The 18,776-nt window shown below is 62.5% G+C and carries 16 protein-coding genes and 4 pseudogenes; 13 read left to right on the top strand and 7 right to left on the bottom strand.

The window, feature by feature from the left end; all coding sequences use genetic code 11:
- Positions 1–384 precede the first annotated feature (384 nt).
- From moaC to moaE, 3 genes are read left to right on the top strand one after another with little or no spacing between them, the layout of a single operon-like run.
- Positions 385–858, top strand: coding sequence for a cyclic pyranopterin monophosphate synthase MoaC (gene moaC / locus G3436_RS08575; protein ID WP_163943585.1), 474 nt, complete (start codon positions 385–387; stop codon positions 856–858).
- Positions 855–1,100, top strand: a complete 246-nt coding sequence (locus G3436_RS08570; RefSeq protein ID WP_163943581.1) for a MoaD/ThiS family protein — start codon at positions 855–857, stop codon at positions 1,098–1,100. The genes moaC and G3436_RS08570 overlap by 4 nt, the downstream gene beginning before the upstream one ends.
- 1 nt (position 1,101) lies before the next feature.
- Positions 1,102–1,548, top strand: coding sequence for a molybdopterin synthase catalytic subunit MoaE (gene moaE / locus G3436_RS08565; protein ID WP_163943579.1), 447 nt, complete (start codon positions 1,102–1,104; stop codon positions 1,546–1,548).
- On the opposite strand, the gene G3436_RS08560 is transcribed toward moaE, so the two are convergent.
- Positions 1,549–2,037, bottom strand: coding sequence for a GNAT family N-acetyltransferase (locus G3436_RS08560; protein ID WP_163943576.1), 489 nt, complete (start codon positions 2,035–2,037; stop codon positions 1,549–1,551).
- Between the two features lie 224 nt (positions 2,038–2,261).
- On the opposite strand from G3436_RS08560, the gene G3436_RS08555 reads away from it, so the two are divergent.
- A complete protein-coding gene (locus G3436_RS08555; protein WP_163943573.1) occupies positions 2,262–3,041 on the top strand; it encodes an ABC transporter substrate-binding protein in 780 nt (259 codons plus the stop codon).
- A gap of 28 nt (positions 3,042–3,069) precedes the next feature.
- Here G3436_RS08555 and G3436_RS08550 read toward each other — a convergent pair whose 3' ends face one another.
- The 4 genes from G3436_RS08550 to G3436_RS08535 form a co-directional block, all read right to left on the bottom strand.
- Entirely contained in the window at positions 3,070–3,696 is a 627-nt protein-coding gene (locus G3436_RS08550) for a helix-turn-helix transcriptional regulator (protein ID WP_163943570.1), read from the bottom strand.
- Between the two features lie 73 nt (positions 3,697–3,769).
- Entirely contained in the window at positions 3,770–4,714 is a 945-nt protein-coding gene (locus tag G3436_RS08545; RefSeq protein WP_163943569.1) for an ornithine cyclodeaminase family protein, read from the bottom strand.
- A gap of 193 nt (positions 4,715–4,907) precedes the next feature.
- Positions 4,908–6,359 (bottom strand): ATP-dependent RNA helicase RhlB, encoded by a 1,452-nt coding sequence (rhlB, locus tag G3436_RS08540; protein ID WP_338001220.1) that lies wholly within the window; start codon positions 6,357–6,359, stop codon positions 4,908–4,910.
- Between the two features lie 102 nt (positions 6,360–6,461).
- Positions 6,462–7,121: an alpha/beta hydrolase gene (locus G3436_RS08535; RefSeq protein WP_163943565.1), complete on the bottom strand. Its 660-nt coding sequence runs from the start codon at positions 7,119–7,121 to the stop codon at positions 6,462–6,464.
- A 336-nt stretch (positions 7,122–7,457) separates the two neighbouring features.
- On the opposite strand from G3436_RS08535, the gene G3436_RS08530 reads away from it, so the two are divergent.
- From G3436_RS08530 to G3436_RS08515, 4 genes and pseudogenes are all read left to right on the top strand, one after another.
- Positions 7,458–8,486: an amino acid ABC transporter substrate-binding protein gene (locus G3436_RS08530; RefSeq protein WP_163943563.1), complete on the top strand. Its 1,029-nt coding sequence runs from the start codon at positions 7,458–7,460 to the stop codon at positions 8,484–8,486.
- Between the two features lie 63 nt (positions 8,487–8,549).
- Positions 8,550–9,727: pseudogene (locus G3436_RS08525) on the top strand (amino acid ABC transporter permease).
- A 10-nt stretch (positions 9,728–9,737) separates the two neighbouring features.
- Positions 9,738–10,834: pseudogene (locus G3436_RS08520) on the top strand (amino acid ABC transporter permease).
- 12 nt (positions 10,835–10,846) lie between these two features.
- Positions 10,847–11,610: pseudogene (locus G3436_RS08515) on the top strand (amino acid ABC transporter ATP-binding protein).
- 97 nt (positions 11,611–11,707) lie between these two features.
- Here G3436_RS08515 and algW read toward each other — a convergent pair.
- The gene (gene algW, locus G3436_RS08510) at positions 11,708–12,865 is read right to left on the bottom strand and encodes a Do family serine endopeptidase AlgW (protein WP_163943562.1); all 1,158 of its coding nucleotides are present in this window, start codon (positions 12,863–12,865) and stop codon (positions 11,708–11,710) included.
- 239 nt (positions 12,866–13,104) lie between these two features.
- Between algW and G3436_RS08505 the strand changes: the two genes are divergently transcribed.
- From G3436_RS08505 to G3436_RS08495, 4 genes and pseudogenes are all read left to right on the top strand, one after another.
- Positions 13,105–13,863, top strand: a complete 759-nt coding sequence (locus G3436_RS08505; RefSeq protein ID WP_163943560.1) for a Nif3-like dinuclear metal center hexameric protein — start codon at positions 13,105–13,107, stop codon at positions 13,861–13,863.
- A gap of 136 nt (positions 13,864–13,999) precedes the next feature.
- A complete protein-coding gene (cysD, locus tag G3436_RS08500) occupies positions 14,000–14,917 on the top strand; it encodes a sulfate adenylyltransferase subunit CysD (RefSeq protein WP_163943545.1) in 918 nt (305 codons plus the stop codon).
- A gap of 15 nt (positions 14,918–14,932) precedes the next feature.
- Positions 14,933–15,082 (top strand): hypothetical protein, encoded by a 150-nt coding sequence (locus G3436_RS28820; protein WP_420801188.1) that lies wholly within the window; start codon positions 14,933–14,935, stop codon positions 15,080–15,082.
- Between the two features lie 127 nt (positions 15,083–15,209).
- A pseudogene (locus G3436_RS08495) lies at positions 15,210–16,831 on the top strand (bifunctional sulfate adenylyltransferase subunit 1/adenylylsulfate kinase).
- 127 nt (positions 16,832–16,958) lie between these two features.
- Here the strand turns inward: G3436_RS08495 and G3436_RS08490 are convergent.
- On the bottom strand, positions 16,959–17,438 hold the full coding sequence (locus G3436_RS08490) for an Lrp/AsnC family transcriptional regulator (protein WP_163943542.1): 480 nt from the start codon (positions 17,436–17,438) through the stop codon (positions 16,959–16,961).
- A 127-nt stretch (positions 17,439–17,565) separates the two neighbouring features.
- Between G3436_RS08490 and G3436_RS08485 the strand changes: the two genes are divergently transcribed.
- On the top strand, positions 17,566–18,762 hold the full coding sequence (locus tag G3436_RS08485) for a methionine gamma-lyase (protein ID WP_163943539.1): 1,197 nt from the start codon (positions 17,566–17,568) through the stop codon (positions 18,760–18,762).
- Positions 18,763–18,776 lie beyond the last annotated feature (14 nt).

Raw genomic sequence — 18,776 nt, 5'->3', positions numbered from 1 at the left:
CCCGGTGCATGCACCGGGTTTTTTTGTGCCGCCAGTGCCGGATCAGGCGCCGACCAGCACGGTGATCACGGTCTCGTCCTTGTCTACCACCACATAGGTGGTCTTGGGCTTGATGGTGCGCACATGGTTGTTGCTCAGTTTGTCGATGACGTGGCCGGGTACCAGCGCCTTGAGTTCGGCTTCACGCGTGGTGGTATAGGGTTTGCCAACGATTTTCTTGGCGTTTTTCTGCTGCGCTCATGCTTGTGCCTCCTGGCATCAATGGGTTCAAGCAGCGAGTCGGCTGCTCGCAGGCCAATCTACGCCGAGCAAATTGCCGTCCGGGGTAGATATTTGTCGGGTTACCTGGGGTTACAATCGAGGCTCATGTCCAGGAGCCTTAACGTGCTAACTCATCTCGATGCCCAAGGTCGTGCCAACATGGTCGACGTCACCGACAAAGCCGTGACGTCCCGCGAAGCGGTGGCCGAATCGCGGATTCGCATGCAGCCGCAGACCCTGCAGATGATCGTCGACGGTGCTCATCCCAAGGGGGATGTGTTCGCCGTGGCGCGCATCGCCGGCATCCAGGCGGCCAAGAAAACCAGTGACCTGATCCCGTTATGCCATCCCCTGATGCTCACCAGCGTCAAGGTCGAGCTGTCGGCAGAGGGTAGCGACACCGTGCATATCGTGGCGCGCTGCAAGCTGGCCGGGCAGACCGGCGTCGAGATGGAAGCACTTACGGCGGCCAGCGTGGCAGCCTTGACCATCTATGACATGTGCAAGGCAGTCGACCGCGGCATGACCATCGACAGTGTGCGGGTGCTGGAGAAGCTGGGCGGCAAGAGCGGGCACTATCAGGTGGAGGCGCCATGAAGATCGACGTCGTGTATTTCGCCCGTTATCGCGAGGTGCTGGGGCGTGACGGTGAGCGCCTTGAGGGTTCGTTCGCCACGGTCGCGGACGTGCGCGAGGCGCTGCTGGCGCAGGGTGAAGGGTATGAGCTGCTGGCCGAGCAGAACCTGATGTGCGCGCGCAACCAGGACCTGTGCAAGCTGGCCGAGCCGGTGGCCGACGGCGACGAAGTGGCATTCTTCCCGCCAGTGACCGGAGGCTGAAATGAGTGTTCGAGTGCAGACCGGCGTATTCGACCCTGGCGCTGAAACCAATGCGATGCATGCCGCCAACGTCGGAGTGGGCGCAGTGGTGACATTCGTCGGGTACGTGCGCGACTTCAATGACGGGCGCGAGGTGGCGGGAATGTTTCTGGAGCACTACCCGGGCATGACCGAAAGGGCCTTGGGCAAGATCGTGCTGGAAGCCGAGCAACGCTGGCCGCTGCTCAAGGTCGAGGTGCTGCATCGCATCGGTGCCCTGCAGCCGGGCGAGCCGATCGTGTTCGTCGGGGTGGCCAGTGCACACCGGCAGGCGGCGTTTGATGCGTGCAATTTCGTGATGGACTACCTCAAGACCCGCGCGCCGTTCTGGAAGAAAGAGCAGACCAGCGACGGGCCACGCTGGGTGGAAGGCAAGGACAGTGATGCAGCGGCGGCTGCGCGCTGGTGATCACAAGGCCTTGCCCAGGGTCAGGGTCGACGGCGAGAACCCCAGCGTGCGGTAGAACGCACGTGCTGCGCGGTTGTGGCTGAATACCGACAGTTCCAGGCGCGTGACCCCTTGCGCACGCAGGCGTGCCTGCAGCAACTGCAGGGCGGCCCGCCCATGGCCCTGGCGGCGATACGCCGGAGCGATTTCGATCTCGTTGATGAACGCCTCCTGCGCGCTCAGTGCCTCGCATTCGTACCACAGCACGCCGATAGGTGCGTGTATCTGTGGCAGTCGGATCTGCAGCAGATGCTGCTCGGGTGTGTCCAGGCCCTTGGGCAGCAGGCCGTCAAAACTGCGGATGGCGGCATGCAGGTGGGCGTGTGCCGCAGCGCCGTGGCGTTGCTGCAGATCATCGGCGTAGCCTTTGATCGAACGTTGGCGAAATGCGTCGAAGTCGCTGGGCGGCATCGGTTGCAGGTACAGGATGGGGCTCGTATGGGTAGGCATGGGCGTGACCGGGGCAACTGATCGAAGCGTGAATCTAACCCCAGTGCTCGATGCGTTATGTAGGAGCCTTCCGAAAGTGAGGCGCGCACGGCGTCACCGTTGAAATTTAATACCATTAAGTCCATTATGGATTTATAAGTACAAAACAAGCCCAGGCCGCTGTGTGCCGGTCACCTTTTATCTGTCTTGCACCACATCACCAATAACGAGCGAGAGAGACCTTGATGAAACCCACTTCCCTGTTTGCCGCGCTGGCTTTGAGCCTGTTTGCCGCCGCTCCGTCGTTCGCTGCCGAAAAGACCCTGCGCATCGGCATCGAAGCCGCCTACCCGCCCTTCGCCTTCAAGACGGCCGAAGGCACCATCAGCGGTTTCGACTACGACATCGGTAACGCCCTGTGCGCGCAGATGCAGGCCAAGTGCCAATGGATCGAGCAGGAGTACGACGGCCTGATCCCGTCGCTCAAGGTCAAGAAAATCGATGCGGCCCTGTCCTCGATCACCATTACCGAAGAGCGCAAGAAGTCGGTGGATTTCACCCACAAGTACTATTTCACCTCGGCGCGCCTGGCCATGAAGCAAGGCATCCAGGTCGATGCCGAGTACGCCAGCCTCAAGGGCAAGCGTATCGGTGTGCAGCGTGCGACCACCACCGACCGTTACGTGACCGCCGTGCTGGTGCCCAAGGGCGTGGAGATCGTGCGCTACACCAGCAACGAAGAGATCTTCATGGACCTGGTCGCCGGGCGCCTGGACGGCGTGTTCGCCGACACCATCCCGCTGCAGCTGGGCTTCCTGGAGACGCCGAAGGGCCAGGGCTACGCGTTTGTCGGGCCTGAGCTCAAAGACCCCAAATACGTGGGTGAGGGCGCCGGGATCGCGGTGCGCAAGGGCAACACGCAACTGGTCGGCGAGCTCAACCAGGCAATCGATGCGATCCGTGCCAACGGCGAGTACCAGAAGATTCAGGCCAAGTACTTCAAGTCCGATATCTACGGCGACTGACCTACGTCCAGCTCAAGGCTTGACGCCCTCAGGCCTTGAGTTCCTTCAGGTGCTTGTACACCGTGGCCCGCCCCATATTCAGCACATTGGCCACGTAGTTGGCCGCACTCTTGCCGCGAAACGCCCCTTCGGCGTGCAGCGCCAGCACCAGTTCACGCCTGTGATCACGGTTCAGGGTGCTGAGCGCAAGCTGACGTTCGCGCAGCCAACTGTTGAGGAAGGTATTGATGCGCTCCTGCCAGTCATCGCGAAACAGCGAGTCGGGCTGGGCAATCAGTCGGTTGGGTGAGAGGAACAGGTCCAGCGCCGCCTTGGCGTTCTCGAACAGCGAAATGTTCAGGTTGATGCACAGCACCGCCAGCGGCTTGCCGGCGGCGTCGCGCAGCACTGTGCTGAGCGAGCGGATCTTCTGCCCGTCCCAGTTGAGTTTCTCGTAGGGGCCGATGTTGGTTTCGTCGGTACCTGCCTCGAACATGTCCTCCAGCGCGGCTTCGTCGCCGATCTCGCGCTTGGACAGGTTGTTGGCGATGTAGTCGATCTTCTGGCTGCGCAGGTCGTGCAGCACCACTTCGGCGTGGGGGAAGAACAAGGTGGCGATGGCGTCGGCGATCGCTCGGAAATTGTCCAGCGCAGGGTCGCGGGGCGGTGTCGGCATTCGGGCAGGCTCCAGGCGGTGTCAGCGCCCCAGGCAAAGGGCGCTGGGAGTGTGCCGCAAACGCGCGCAGGCGTCACCCGTGCAGGCGGTACAGGGCGTTGGCCAGGGCGATGTCTTCAAGGCCCAGGCCGATGGAGCGGAAGAAGGCATGGCGCTGGTAGCTCGGGCGTGGCGCCTGTTCGCTGAGCAGTTGGGGCAGGTCGCCGACTATCGTTTCGGCCTGCCAGCCGTGCTGTTCGCGGGCGATGCGCATTTCGCCGGCCGAGCCTGGGGTGGTCACGCGGTAGTCGCAGTAGACGTCCATGTCGCCCAGGCACTCGGGCGGCACTTCGTGGGCGCGTAGTGCGTTGGTGCTGATCGAGGTGATCAGGGCTGGCTTGCTGAGCTGGCGCGGGTCGATCACCGGCTTGGCCGACGAGGTGCAGAGCAGGATCACGTCGGCGTCGTGCAGGGCCGCTTGCAGGTCGTCAACCAGGCTCAGGCGCGGGTCCAGTGCGGTGAGGGCGTCACGCTGTGCGGTGCGCTTGCTCTTGAGGCTGGGGGAATGCAGGCGGATGTCCTGCCACTCGCGCAGGCCGCGCACGTAGTGCAGGTGAGCCTGTGCAACAGGGCCGCTGCCGATCAGGGTCAGGCGTTTTGCGTTGGCAGGGGCCAGGGCGTCCACGGCCACGGCGGTGGTGGCGGCGGTGCGTGCGGTGGTCAGTTCACCGGCGTCGCACAGCAGCAGGGGTTGGCCGCTGTCCATCGACATCAGCAGGGTCCAGGCGGTGATCAGCGGCGCACCGTCGCGCACGATGTAGGGCGAGGTCTTGATGCCGTAGACGCGGTCTTCGGCGAGTACGCCGCCGTAGTTGATGAAATCGCCTTTGTCGGCTGGAAACTCCACCAATTGCTGTGGCGGTTGCACGGCGTGGCCGGCGGCCAGGTCACGAAACAGTTTGCGCAGGATCTGCGGCACGTCCACTTGCGTGAGCAGTTGGTGGGCAAGGGGCTGGTCGATCACGAGTGGCGTGGACATGCGGCGCTCCTATTAAACTATTTTGTCTATTATGGACAGATAGTGTAGATCTGCGACAGTGCCGACATCAAATGGAGTTTCAATCCGGACCTGTGGTGCGCCCTTCGCTGGCTTGCCGGCCGAGAGGCCGGACCAGGCAATGCAAAAAAAACGCAGCCCCCAAGGGCTGCGCTCTGTCTGTCTGCTCCACCACTCAGTGATGCTTGCGCGCCACCGGCTTGAGCAACTCGGTCGGCGGGGTCTCGCAACTGATCTTGCGCCCCAGCAATGCCTCGATACCCGGTAACTGGTACGAGTCGTCTTCGCCCGCAAAACTGATCGACACACCACTCATGCCCGCCCGCCCAGTGCGGCCGATACGGTGCACGTAATCGTCCGGATCTTCCGGCAAGGTGAAGTTGATCACGTGGCTGATGCCATCGATATGGATACCACGCCCCGCCACGTCGGTGGCCACCAGCACGGTCACACGACCCTCGCGGAAGTTCTCCAGGGTCTTGATGCGCTTGTGCTGCGGCACGTCACCGGACAGCTGTGCAGCATTCACGCCGTCGCGCACCAGGCGCTCTTCGATCCGACGCACTTCGTCCTTGCGGTTGGCAAACACGATGACCCGTTCCCATTTGTTCTCGGTGACCAGGTTGTACAGCAACTTGTACTTGTCGGCCCCGGCCACGGCATACACGTGCTGCTCGACGGTCTCGCTGGCGACGTTCTCCGGCTCGATCTCGACGATGGCAGGATCGGTGGTCCACTGCTGGGCCAGGTTCATCACGTCTTCGGTGAAGGTGGCCGAGAACAGCAAAGTCTGGCGCTCGCTCTTGGGCGGTGTCTGGCGAATGATCTGGCGAACCTGCGGGATGAAGCCCATGTCGAGCATGCGGTCGGCTTCGTCCAGCACCAGCACCTCGACCATGTCCAGGTGCGCTTCGCCGCGCTGGTTGAAATCCAGCAAGCGGCCCGGGGTTGCCACCAGGATGTCGCAGTGACGGGCTTCGAGGGCCTTGAGCTGCTTGTCGAAGTCCATGCCGCCGACAAACGTCATCACGTTCAGGCCGGTGTAGCGGGTCAGCTCGGCAGCGTCCTTGGCGATCTGCACCACCAGCTCGCGGGTAGGGGCGATGATCAGCGCCCGCGGCTCACCCATGTAGCGTTCCTTGGGCGGCGGGGTCTGTTGCAGCTGGCTGATGATCGAGATCAGGAACGCGGCGGTCTTGCCGGTACCGGTCTGGGCCCGGCCGATCGCGTCTTTGCCGCGCAGCGTGAAGCCCAGTACCTCGGCCTGGATCGGCGTGCAGTAGGGGAAGCCCAGGTCGTGGATGGCGTGCATCAGCTCGGGCGAGAGCTTGAAGTCGTGGAAGCGCGTCTTGCCTTCCTGCGGTTCTACCGCGAAATCTTCCAGCTTCCAGGTGCTGGCCTGGGGCTTTGGTTTGCGCTCACGGCGCGGTTTGGCCTCGACCGGCTGGCTGCCCGGCGCCTCGACCGGCGTGTGAGCATGGACTGGCGCCACAGGCTCGGCCTGGGGCTGCACGGTGGGGGCCGGGGCCTTGGGTGCTGCGGGCGGCTGCTTCACGGGAGCAACGCTTTCGGTGGCGAGTTGCTCAACCTCGCTCTTGCCGAACATCTTCTTGAGTGCTTTGAGCACGGTCATCTCATCAATTGGTTAAGGAATGTACGCCGGCCAGTGTAATGCAAGATTCGGGCGCGGCGTAGTGGATTGCTCCGACAACTACAGGCAAGCCTGCTTTTAGCGCAACCGCTCGGCCAGCCAGGTGCCAATGTCGTTGATTTCTTCAGGCAGCACCGCGTGTTCCATCGGGTACTCCTTCCATTCCACGCTGACGCCCCAGGCCTTGAGGTGCTCGTACGCGGTGCGGCCCATGGCCGGTATTACCACCGGGTCGTACACGCCGTGCAGGCACAGCGCCGGAATGCGTTGCTGGCTGGCGGTCAGCTCGACACCTTGATTGAACGTCGGCGCATAGGTGGACAGGGCCATGACCCCGCCCAGCGCTTCCTTCCACTTTATATAGGCGGTGTGCAGCACGACCGCGCCGCCCTGGGAAAAGCCGGCGAGGATGATGCGCGAGAGCGAGATACCTTTGGCCTGCTCCTGTTTGATCAGGTCGATGACCGATTGTGCCGAGGCCTCCAGTTGCGTTTCGTCGATTGCCCGCGCCCCCGGGGTCAGGGACTTGATGTCGTACCAGCTGGGCATTTCATAGCCACCGTTGATGGTGACCGGCTGGTGCGGCGCCTGCGGCATCACGAACCGCGTGCTCAGCAGCACCTCCTGCAACGCTTCGGCCACCGGCATGAAGTCGTAACGGTCGGCCCCCAGGCCGTGCAACCAGATCACACAGGCGTCGGCGGCATGCTGGGGTTCAAGGATCAAGGGCTGGGTCATGGCTGCTCCGAAAATGTGCACGCTGGCCTGTTTGCGTGCATGAAAAAAAGGCACTGAAGGGCGATTCGCCATCAAACGTGTCGCACTGTTGAAAGTTTGCCTGTTGACTGGCACTGAAACGCTTTAGCCGCACAGAGTGGTACGCGCTTTGCTAAGTAACTTCCGACGTGAGATTACGCGTTTGGACGGTAACACCTCATTGAGGGTACCCAAGGCTGTCACAGAACAGCCTATTGCGCCAATTGACCCAAAAACAAGCCAACACGGGTCGGATGCGCCTCATAAGGGTGCGGTGCAACCCCGGCTCAACACAACAAGAGCGAATTGGAGGTTTGAATGAAGATGTTGAAATCCACCCTGGCGGTCGTGACGGCTGCCGCAGCGCTGGGCATCAGTGCCTTCGCCCAGGCGGGTGCGACCCTGGACGCAGTGCAGAAGAAGGGTTTCGTTCAATGTGGCGTGAGTGACGGCTTGCCGGGTTTCTCGGTGCCCGATGCCAAGGGCACCATCGTAGGTATCGATGCGGACGTGTGCCGTGCGGTCGCCGCGGCGGTGTTCGGCGACGCCAAGAAGGTCAAGTTCAGCCAGCTCAACGCCAAGGAGCGTTTCACTGCGTTGCAGTCGGGCGAAGTCGATGTGCTGTCGCGTAACACTACCTGGACCAGTTCGCGCGATTCGGGCATGGGCCTGGTGTTTGCCGGCGTTACCTACTACGACGGCATCGGTTTCCTGGTGAACAAGAAACTGGGTGTTTCCAGCGCCAAGGAGCTGGATGGCGCGACCATCTGCATCCAGGCCGGTACCACCACCGAACTGAACGTGTCCGACTACTTCCGCGCCAATGGCCTGAAGTACACCCCGATCACCTTTGACACTTCCGATGAAAGCGCCAAGTCGCTGGAGTCGGGCCGTTGTGACGTGCTTACCTCCGACAAGTCGCAGCTGTACGCACAGCGCTCCAAGCTGGCGGCGCCGACCGAGTACGTGGTGCTGCCCGAAACCATCTCCAAGGAGCCACTGGGGCCTGTGGTACGCAAGGGCGACGAGGAGTGGTTCAGCATCGTCAAGTGGACCCTGTTCGCCATGCTCAACGCCGAGGAAATGGGCATCACCTCGAAAAACGTCGAAGCCGAAGCCAAGGCCACCAAGAACCCTGACGTGGCGCGCATGCTCGGTGCCGACGGCGAGTACGGCAAGGACCTGAAGCTGCCCAAGGACTGGGTGGTGCAGATCGTCAAGCAGGTCGGCAACTACGGTGAAGTGTTCGAGAAGAACCTGGGCAAAGGAACGCCCCTGCAGATCGATCGCGGTCTGAACGCCTTGTGGAACAACGGCGGCATCCAGTACGCACCACCGGTGCGCTGACGGGAGCAGGCTGCGGCGCAGGCGCGCCGCAGCCCGTTTCGTTCCTACTCTTCGGGGCCTTTCATGCAAAATCAAATCGGCGCACCCAAGGGCTTGTCCCTGAGCGATCCACGTGTGCGTGCGTGGCTGTTCCAGATCCTCACCATCGCGGTGGTGGTCGTCTGGGCTGGTACCTGTTCCACAACACCCAGACCAACCTGCAGCACCGGGGCATCACCTCGGGCTTCGACTTTCTCGAACGCAGCGCCGGCTTCGGCATCGCCCAGCACCTGATCTCGTATACCGAGCAGGACAGCTACACACGGGTGTTCGTCATCGGCCTGCTCAACACGCTGCTGGTGACCTTCATCGGCATCATCCTGGCCACCCTGCTGGGGTTCATCATCGGTGTGGCGCGCTTGTCACCGAACTGGATGATCAACAAGCTGGCCACGGTGTATGTCGAGACCTTCCGTAACATCCCGCCGCTACTGCAGATCCTGTTCTGGTACTTCGCGGTGTTCCTGACCCTGCCGGGGCCGCGTGGCAGCATCAATTTCAGCGACACCTTCTTTATCAGCAACCGTGGCCTGAACATGCCGGGTGCCTCGATGGCACCCGGTTTCTGGGCATTCGCGCTGAGCCTGCTGCTGGCGGGCGTGGCCATCGCACTGATGGTGCGCTGGGCCAACCGGCGCTTCGAGGCCACTGGCGTGCCGTTTCACACGTTCTGGGCAGGCCTGGGCCTGTTGCTGGTGGTGCCGGGGCTGAGCGTGTTGCTGTTCGGCAACCCGCTGAGCTGGGAAATGCCGCAACTCAAGGGCTTCAACTTTGTCGGTGGCTGGGTGCTGATCCCGGAACTGCTGGCACTGACCCTGGCGCTGACCATCTACACCGCGGCGTTCATTGCCGAGATCGTGCGTTCGGGCATCCGTTCGGTGAGCTACGGCCAGACCGAAGCGGCGCGCTCGCTGGGCCTGCGTGAGGGGCCGACGCTGCGCAAGGTGATCATTCCCCAGGCGCTGCGGGTGATCATCCCGCCGCTGACCAGCCAGTACCTGAACCTGGCGAAGAACTCGTCGCTGGCCGCCGGTATCGGTTATCCGGAAATGGTCTCGCTGTTCGCCGGCACCGTGCTCAACCAGACCGGCCAGGCGATTGAAGTGATTGCCATCACCATGAGTGTGTATCTGGCCATCAGCATCAGCATTTCCCTGCTGATGAACTGGTACAACAAGCGCATTGCGCTGATCGAGCGGTGAGGAAACGCGCATGACTTCCCATGTTTTCAAACCTGATATGCCACCTCCGGTCAAGGCCGTGGGTGTGCTCGCCTGGATGCGCGCCAACCTGTTCTCCAGCTGGCTCAACACGCTGTTGACGTTGCTGGCGGTGTACCTGGTGTGGCTGATCGTGCCGCCGCTGCTGCAGTGGTCGATCTTCGATGCCAACTGGGTCGGTAGCACCCGCGCCGACTGCACCAAGGAGGGCGCCTGCTGGGTGTTCATCCAGCAGCGCTTCGGCCAGTTCATGTACGGCTACTACCCCAGCGAACTGCGCTGGCGGGTCGACCTGACCGTGTGGCTGGCGGTGATCGGTGCGGCGCCGCTGTTCATCTCGCGCTTCCCGCGCAAGGCGGTGTACGGGCTGAGCTTCCTGGTGCTGTACCCGGTCATGGCCTACTTCCTGCTGCATGGCGGTGTGCTGGGCATGACCCAGGTGCCGACCAGCCAGTGGGGCGGCCTGATGCTGACCCTGGTGATTGCTACCGTGGGCATCGTCGTGCCTTGCCACTGGGCATTCTGCTGGCGCTGGGGCGGCGCTCGAAGATGCCGGCGGTGAAGGTGGTGTGCGTGACCTTCATCGAGTTCTGGCGCGGCGTGCCGCTGATCACCGTGCTGTTCATGTCGTCGGTGATGCTGCCGCTGTTCCTGCCCGAGGGCATGAGCTTCGACAAGCTGCTGCGGGCCATGATCGGGGTGATCCTGTTCCAGTCGGCATACATCGCCGAGGTGGTGCGCGGTGGCCTGCAGGCCATCCCCAAGGGCCAGTACGAAGCGGCTGCGGCGATGGGCCTGGGCTACTGGCGCAGCATGGGCCTGGTGATCTTGCCGCAAGCCCTGAAGCTGGTGATCCCCGGCATCGTCAACACCTTCATTGCCCTGTTCAAGGACACCAGCCTGGTGATCATCATCGGCCTGTTCGACCTGCTCAACAGCGTCAAGCAGGCGGCAGCCGACCCGGCGTGGCTGGGCATGGCGACCGAGGGCTATGTGTTCGCGGCCCTGGTGTTCTGGATTTTCTGTTTCGGTATGTCCCGCTACTCCATGCATCTGGAGCGCAAGCTGGACACAGGCCACAAGCGTTAGGAGTGTTTCGAAATGAGTGAAGCGATCAAACAGCCTGTGGGCCCTGAAGGCATTATTCAGATGCAGGGCGTGAACAAGTGGTACGGCCAGTTCCACGTGCTCAAGGACATCAACCTGAACGTGCGCCAAGGCGAGCGCATCGTGCTGTGCGGGCCGTCGGGCTCAGGCAAGTCGACCACCATCCGCTGCCTCAACCGCCTCGAAGAGCACCAGCAGGGGCGCATCGTGGTGGACGGCGTGGAACTGACCAATGACCTCAAGCAGATCGAGGCGATCCGCCGTGAAGTCGGCATGGTGTTCCAGCACTTCAACCTGTTCCCGCACCTGACCATCCTGCAGAACTGCACGCTGGCGCCGATGTGGGTGCGCAAGATGCCCAAGCGCAAGGCCGAGGAAATCGCCATGCACTACCTGGAGCGTGTGCGTATTCCGGAGCAGGCCAACAAGTTCCCGGGGCAGTTGTCCGGTGGTCAGCAGCAGCGCGTGGCGATTGCGCGGGCGTGTGCATGAAGCCCAAGATCATGCTGTTCGACGAGCCGACCTCGGCGCTGGACCCGGAGATGGTCAAGGAAGTGCTCGATACCATGGTGGGCCTGGCCGAAGACGGCATGACCATGCTGTGTGTGACCCACGAGATGGGCTTTGCGCGCACCGTGGCCAACCGGGTGATCTTCATGGACAAGGGCGAGATCGTCGAGCAGGCTGCGCCGGATGACTTCTTCGACCGGCCGCAGAACGAGCGGACCAAGCTGTTTTTGAGCCAGATTCTGCACTGACCCCTTCGCTGGCAAGCCAGCTCCCACAAGGCTCGAGTGATCCTGAGATCACCGCTGTACCTGTGGGAGCTGGCTTGCCAGCGAAGCTTTTGGCGGCTTAGTTTTCTTCTTTGACCGCCGGCGCCGGCGGCGGGCGCAGGCCGATCTCGGCGGTCAGCTTGAGTGGCTTGCCATTGCGCACCACCTCGATCGCCACCTTGTCGGTGGGCTTGATCCGCGCCACCTGGTTCATCGAGCGTCGACCGTCACCGGCCGGTTCGCCATTGATGCTCAGGATCACGTCACCCAGCTGCAGCCCGGCCTTCTGCGCCGGACCGTCGCGGAAAATCCCCGCCACCACGATACCCGGGCGCCCCTGCATGCCGAACGACTCGGCCAGCTCCTGGCTCAACGGCTGCACCTCGATACCCAGCCAGCCGCGAATCACCTGGCCATGCTCGATGATCGACTTCATCACCTCCAGCGCCAGCTTGGTGGGGATGGCGAAGCCGATGCCCTGCGAACCACCGGACTTGGAGAAGATCGCCGTGTTGATGCCGGTCAGGTTGCCGTTGGCATCCACCAGCGCGCCGCCGGAGTTGCCCGGGTTGATCGCGGCGTCGGTCTGGATGAAGTCTTCGTAGTTGTTCAGGCCCAACTGGTTGCGCCCGGTGGCGCTGATGATGCCCATGGTGACGGTCTGGCCGACGCCGAACGGGTTGCCGATGGCCAGTGCGACGTCACCGATATGGATGTTGTCGGAGCGCCCGATGGTGATCGACGGCAGGTTCTTCAGGTCGATCTTCAGCACCGCAAGGTCGGTTTCCGGGTCGCTGCCGATCACCCGCGCCAGGGTTTCACGGCCGTCCTTGAGCGCTACCACGATCTGGTCGGCACCGGAAGTGACATGGTTGTTGGTCAGCAGGTAGCCTTCCGGGCTCATGATCACCGCCGAGCCCAGGCTCGACTCCCAGCGCCGCTGCTTGGGCAGGTTGTCACCGAAGAAACGCCGGAACTGCGGGTCTTCGAACAGCGGGTGGGCGGTCTTGTTCACCACTTTGGTGGTGTACAGGTTGGCCACCGCCGGTGCGGCGTTGCTCACTGCATCGGCATACGACACCGGGCCCTGCATCAGCCGCGTGGTCTGCGGTGCCTGTTGCAGGTTGACGTCCTGGCTGGGCAGGCCGACCCATTGGGGAAAACGCTGGATGACCAGTAGGGCGATCAGTACGCCGGTGACCAGCGGCCAGGCAAAGTAACGCAGAGCCTTGAACATTTGACGAATCCTGGAGGTGGCTGGAGCCGATACCGCAGTGGGGAGTTGATGAACGCGCGCGATCATACTTCGGCAAGGCCCGTGCAGGAACCGCTAAATCACGTCGGCGCATGACTGTCGCAACGACGTGCCCCCAGGCAGTTGCCGTCGGTTTCCCCAAAAACAGTCGACGGCTCATAATGGCGGTCATTATACGAGGCCTTGTGCCGCATCGAACGGCTGAATTGAGGAGTCTTTGCATGGCTGTTGCCCTGAACACCCTGGTCGAGGAAGCCGATCGCTACCTCGCCAGCGCGAACATCCAGGATTACTGCCCCAATGGCCTGCAGGTCGAGGGCAACCCGCAAGTGTCGCGCATCGTCAGTGGCGTGACCGCCAGCCAGGCGCTGCTCGACGCCGCGGTCGAGGCCGGCGCCGACCTGGTGCTGGTGCACCACGGTTACTTCTGGAAAGGCGAGAACCCCTGCATCACCGGCATGAAGCAGCGCCGTCTCAAGACCCTGCTGAAAAACGACCTGAGCCTGCTGGCCTACCACCTGCCGCTGGACGTGCATGCCGAAGTCGGCAACAACGTGCAGTTGGCGCGCCAGCTCGACATTACTGTGGAGGGCCCGCTGGACCCGGCCAACCCGCGCGTGGTGGGCCTGGTCGGTTCGCTGGCCGAACCGATGTCGGCGCGCGACTTCGCGCGCCGGGTGAGCGAGGTGATGGGGCGCGAGCCGCTGCTGATCGAGGGTGACGCGGTGATTCGCCGGGTGGGCTGGTGCACCGGTGGCGGCCAGGGCTACATCGACCAGGCGATTGCGGCAGGTGTGGACCTGTACCTCAGCGGCGAAGCCTCCGAGCAGACCTTCCACAGTGCGCGCGAGAACGGCATCAGCTTTATCGCCGCCGGCCACCACGCCACCGAACGCTATGGCGTGCAGGCGCTGGGTGACTATCTGGCGCGGCGTTTCGCGCTGGAGCATCTGTTCATCGACTGCCCCAACCCCATCTGAGGCTAAAACGACAGGGCATATTCTTATACTGTTTCGTTCTAGTAGCCTGCCTAAATAGAATCGGGTGCTGTGATAAAGTGGCCCGCTCGAACACGGCCCGCTGGCCGTCCATAAGATCGATTTTCCGTGAGTAGCCATGGTCGACAAGCTGACGCATTTGAAACAGTTGGAGGCGGAGAGCATCCACATCATTCGTGAGGTGGCCGCCGAGTTCGACAACCCGGTGATGCTGTACTCGATTGGCAAGGATTCGGCCGTGATGCTGCACCTGGCACGCAAGGCCTTTTTCCCGGGCAAGCTGCCGTTTCCGGTGATGCACGTCGACACCCAGTGGAAATTCCAGGAGATGTACAGTTTCCGCGACAAGATGGTCGCGGAAATGGGCCTGGAACTGATCACCCACGTCAACCCGGATGGTGTCGCCCAAGGCATCAACCCATTCACCCACGGCAGTGCCAAGCACACCGACATCATGAAGACCGAGGGCCTCAAGCAGGCACTCGACAAGCACGGCTTCGATGCCGCCTTCGGTGGTGCGCGTCGCGACGAAGAGAAGTCGCGGGCCAAGGAGCGCGTGTATTCGTTCCGTGACAGCAAGCACCGCTGGGACCCGAAGAACCAGCGCCCCGAGCTGTGGAACGTGTACAACGGCAAGGTCAACAAGGGCGAATCGATTCGCGTGTTCCCCCTGTCGAACTGGACCGAACTGGACATCTGGCAGTACATCTACCTGGAAGGCATCCCGATCGTGCCGCTGTACTTCGCGGCCGAGCGTGACGTCATCGAGAAGAATGGCACCCTGATCATGATTGACGACGAGCGCATCCTGGAGCACCTCTCGGATGAAGAAAAGGCCCGTATCGTCAAGAAGAAAGTGCGCTTCCGTACCCTTGGCTGCTACCCGTTGACGGGTGCGGTGGAATCAGAGGCCGAGAGCCTCACGGACATCATTCAGGAAATGCTCCTGACGCGAACGTCCGAACGCCAGGGCCGAGTCATCGACCATGATGGCGCAGGTTCCATGGAAGACAAGAAACGCCAAGGCTACTTCTAATCTCAGGGTTACTCCATGTCGCACCAATCTGATCTGATCAGCGAGGATATCCTCGCCTACCTGGCCCAGCACGAGCGCAAGGAACTGCTGCGCTTCCTGACCTGTGGCAACGTCGACGACGGCAAGAGCACCCTGATCGGGCGCTGCTGCACGACTCCAAGATGATCTACGAAGACCATCTGGAAGCCATCACCCGCGATTCGAAGAAAGTCGGCACCACCGGTGACGACATCGACCTGGCGTTGCTGGTCGACGCCTGCAGGCCGAGCGTGAGCAGGGCATCACCATCGATGTGGCCTACCGCTACTTCTCCACCGCCAAGCGCAAGTTCATCATTGCCGATACCCCGGGCCACGAGCAGTACACCCGCAACATGGCCACCGGTGCGTCCACCTGCGACCTGGCGATCATCCTGGTCGACGCGCGCTACGGCGTGCAGACCCAGACCCGCCGGCACAGCTACATCGCCTCGCTGCTGGGCATCAAGCACATCGTCGTGGCCGTGAACAAGATGGACCTCAAGGGCTTCGACGAGGGCGTGTTCGAGAGCATCAAGGCCGACTACCTGAAGTTTGCCGAGGCCATCAACATGGCCCCGAGCAGCCTGCACTTCGTGCCGATGTCGGCGCTCAAGGGCGACAACGTGGTCAACCGCAGCGAGCGTTCGCCGTGGTACACCGGCCCTGCGCTGATGGAAATCCTCGAAACCGTGGAAGTGGCGGCCGATCGCAACTTCACCGACCTGCGCTTCCCGGTGCAGTACGTCAACCGTCCCAACCTGAACTTCCGTGGCTTTGCCGGTACCCTGGCCAGCGGTGTGGTGCACAAGGGCGATGAAATCGTCGTGCTGCCGTCGGGCAAGAGCAGCCGGGTCAAGTCCATCGTCACCTTCGAAGGTGAACTGGAGCACGCCGGCCCGGGCCAGGCCGTGACCTTGACCATGGAAGACGAGATCGACATCTCGCGTGGCGACCTGCTGGTACATGCCGACAACGTACCGCCGGTGACCGAGCAGTTCGAGGCGATGCTGGTGTGGATGGCCGAAGAGCCGATGCTGCCGGGCAAGAAATACGACATCAAGCGTGCCACCAGCTACGTGCCGGGCTCGATTGCCAGCATCAGCCACAAGGTCGATGTGAACACCCTGGAGCAGGGCGCGGCGAGTTCGTTGCAGTTGAACGAGATCGGCAAGGTCAAGGTCAGCCTGGACGCACCGATTGCGCTGGACGGTTACGACAGCAACCGCACCACGGGCGCGTTCATCATCATCGACCGCCTGACCAACGGCACCGTGGGCGCGGGCATGATCATCGCGCCGCCGGTACTGCCGCATGGCAGCACCGGTCATCACGGCAAGCAGGCCCACGTGGCCACCGAAGAGCGTGCCTTGCGCTTTGGCCAGCAGCCGGCCACCGTGCTGTTCAGCGGCCTGTCGGGTGCGGGCAAGAGCACCCTGGCGTATGCCGTTGAGCGCAAGCTCTTCGACATGGGCCGTGCGGTGTACGTGCTCGATGGCCAGAACCTGCGCCATGACCTGAACAAGGGCTTGCCGCAGGACGCGCCGGGCGTACCGAGAACTGGCGTCGTGCGGCGCATGTGGCGCGTCAGTTCAACGAAGCGGGCCTGTTGACGCTGGCCGCGTTCGTGGCGCCGGATGCCGAGGGCCGTGAACAGGCCAAGGCGTTGATCGGCAAGGAGCGCTTGCTCACCGTTTACGTTCAGGCGTCGCCGCTGGCGTGTCGCGAGCGTGACCCGCAGGGCTTGTATGCGGCCGGTGGCGACAACATTCCGGGCGAGAGCTTCCCGTATGATGTGCCGCAGGATGCGGACCTGGTGATCGACACCCAGAGCGTCAACCTGGAAGACAGCGTGAAGCAGGTGCTGGAATTGCTGCGCAAGCGTGGCGCGATCTAAGCGCTGCTGCTGAATGAAAAAGCCCGCGATGGTGAGAGCCAGTCGCGGGCTTTTTTGTGGGGCGGGCACTGCGATCTGAGGCCGAACAGACAAGTCTGGCTTCAGGGCGCGGTGCACCTATCCCCCCTCAAATATGCTTCTCCGACACCGGTATCACCCGCTTCTCCTTCACCGCCTTGAACGAGAAGCTGGAATAGATCTCCTTCACCCCCGGCAAGCGCTGCAGCACCTCACGGGTGAATTCGCCAAACGACTCCAGGTCCCGTGCCAGTATCTCCAGCAGGAAGTCATAGCGGCCCGAAATGTTATGGCACGCCACGATCTCCGGAATCTCGATCAGCCGCTGCTCGAATGCACGGGCGGCATCCTTGGTGTGCGAATCCATCATGATGCTGACAAACGCGGTCACGCCAAAACCCAGCGCCTTGGGCGAAAGTATTGCCTGGTAACCGGTGATGCAACCCGACTCTTCCAGCAATTTCACCCGCCGCCAGCACGGCGAGGTGGTGAGCGCGACGCTGTCGGCCAGTTCAGCCACGGTCAGGCGTGCATTGTCTTGCAGCGCCGCCAGCAGGGCGCGGTCGGTACGGTCGATAGTGCTAGGCATGTCTTGCCCTCCATAGCCTGTATTTGTTGTTTTTATGTCAGTAAGTGGCGCAAATCGTAGGCGTATTTGGAAAAAAATACGTCGGACTGTGGAATAAGCTTATAACAAACCACAAGAGGCGGTTGCCATGAACGGCTCCAACAAGCTCGCAGGATTTGCCACTCGCGCCATCCATCACGGCTACGACCCACTGGACCACGACGGGGCGCTGGTGCCCCCGGTCTACCAGACGGCGACCTTCGCCTTCCCCACGGTGGAGTTTGGCGCCGCGTGTTTTGCCGGCGAGCAGGCCGGGCATTTCTACAGCCGTATCTCCAACCCCACCCTGAACCTGCTGGAAGCGCGCATGGCCAGCCTCGAAGGCGGTGAAGCAGGGCTGGCGCTGGCGTCGGGCATGGGCGCGATCACCGCCACGCTGTGGACGCTGCTGCGCCCAGGCGACGAGATTCTGCTGGGCAACACCCTCTATGGCTGCACCTTCGCGTTCCTGCACCACGGTATCGGCGAGTTCGGGGTGAAGCTGCGTCATGTCGACATGGCCGACCTGCAAGCGGTCGAGGCCGCCATGACGCCCGCCACCCGGGTGATCTATTTCGAGTCGCCCGCCAACCCCAACATGCACATGGCCGATATCGCCGGGGTGGCCAAGATCGCGCGCGAGCACGGCGCCACGCTGGTGGTCGACAACACCTACTGCACGCCGTACCTGCAGCGCCCGCTGGAACTCGGGGCGGACCTGGTGGTGCATTCGGCCACCAAGTACCTCAGCGGCCATGGCGATATCACCGCCGGGCTGGTGGTGGGCAGCCAGGCGCTGATCGATCGCATTCGCCTGCAAGGGCTCAAGGATATGACCGGTGCGGTGCTGTCACCGCATGACGCGGCGCTGCTGATGCGCGGCATCAAAACGCTCAACCTGCGCATGGACCGGCACTGTGCCAACGCCCAGGCGCTGGCCGAGTTCCTCGCCGAGCAGCCGGAAGTCGAGGTGATTCACTACCCTGGCCTGACGGCGTTTCCCCAGTACGCACTGGCGCGGCAGCAGATGCGCCTGCCGGGCGGCATGATCGCCTTTGAACTGAAGGGCGGCATCAGCGCAGGGCGACGGTTCATGAATGCGCTGCAGCTGTTCAGCCGCGCCGTAAGCCTGGGCGACGCCGAATCGCTGGCTCAGCACCCGGCAAGCATGACCCATTCCAGCTATACCCCAGAAGAGCGTGCGCACTACGGCATCTCCGAGGGGCTGGTACGGTTTTCGGTCGGGCTGGAAGACATCGACGACCTGCTGGCCGATGTGCAACAGGCACTCAAGGCGTGTGCCTGAACCCGTCACGGATG

Origin of the sequence: Pseudomonas brassicae (assembly GCF_010671725.1) — a bacterium.
Taxonomy (GTDB): Bacteria; Pseudomonadota; Gammaproteobacteria; order Pseudomonadales; family Pseudomonadaceae; genus Aquipseudomonas; species Aquipseudomonas brassicae.
This window is presented reverse-complemented; position numbering and strand designations above follow the sequence as displayed.

Coding starts and splice junctions, on each gene's coding strand:
- G3436_RS08485 (WP_163943539.1), top strand. CDS start 17,566: ATGAACGGCTCCAACAAGCTCGCAGGATTTGCCACTCGCGCCATCCAT.
- moaE (WP_163943579.1), top strand. CDS start 1,102: ATGAGTGTTCGAGTGCAGACCGGCGTATTCGACCCTGGCGCTGAAACC.
- cysD (WP_163943545.1), top strand. CDS start 14,000: ATGGTCGACAAGCTGACGCATTTGAAACAGTTGGAGGCGGAGAGCATC.
- G3436_RS08505 (WP_163943560.1), top strand. CDS start 13,105: ATGGCTGTTGCCCTGAACACCCTGGTCGAGGAAGCCGATCGCTACCTC.
- G3436_RS08535 (WP_163943565.1), bottom strand. CDS start 7,121: ATGACCCAGCCCTTGATCCTTGAACCCCAGCATGCCGCCGACGCCTGT.
- G3436_RS08550 (WP_163943570.1), bottom strand. CDS start 3,696: ATGCCGACACCGCCCCGCGACCCTGCGCTGGACAATTTCCGAGCGATC.
- G3436_RS08560 (WP_163943576.1), bottom strand. CDS start 2,037: ATGCCTACCCATACGAGCCCCATCCTGTACCTGCAACCGATGCCGCCC.
- G3436_RS08555 (WP_163943573.1), top strand. CDS start 2,262: ATGAAACCCACTTCCCTGTTTGCCGCGCTGGCTTTGAGCCTGTTTGCC.
- G3436_RS08490 (WP_163943542.1), bottom strand. CDS start 17,438: ATGCCTAGCACTATCGACCGTACCGACCGCGCCCTGCTGGCGGCGCTG.
- G3436_RS08530 (WP_163943563.1), top strand. CDS start 7,458: ATGAAGATGTTGAAATCCACCCTGGCGGTCGTGACGGCTGCCGCAGCG.
- G3436_RS08545 (WP_163943569.1), bottom strand. CDS start 4,714: ATGTCCACGCCACTCGTGATCGACCAGCCCCTTGCCCACCAACTGCTC.
- G3436_RS28820 (WP_420801188.1), top strand. CDS start 14,933: ATGTCGCACCAATCTGATCTGATCAGCGAGGATATCCTCGCCTACCTG.
- algW (WP_163943562.1), bottom strand. CDS start 12,865: ATGTTCAAGGCTCTGCGTTACTTTGCCTGGCCGCTGGTCACCGGCGTA.
- G3436_RS08570 (WP_163943581.1), top strand. CDS start 855: ATGAAGATCGACGTCGTGTATTTCGCCCGTTATCGCGAGGTGCTGGGG.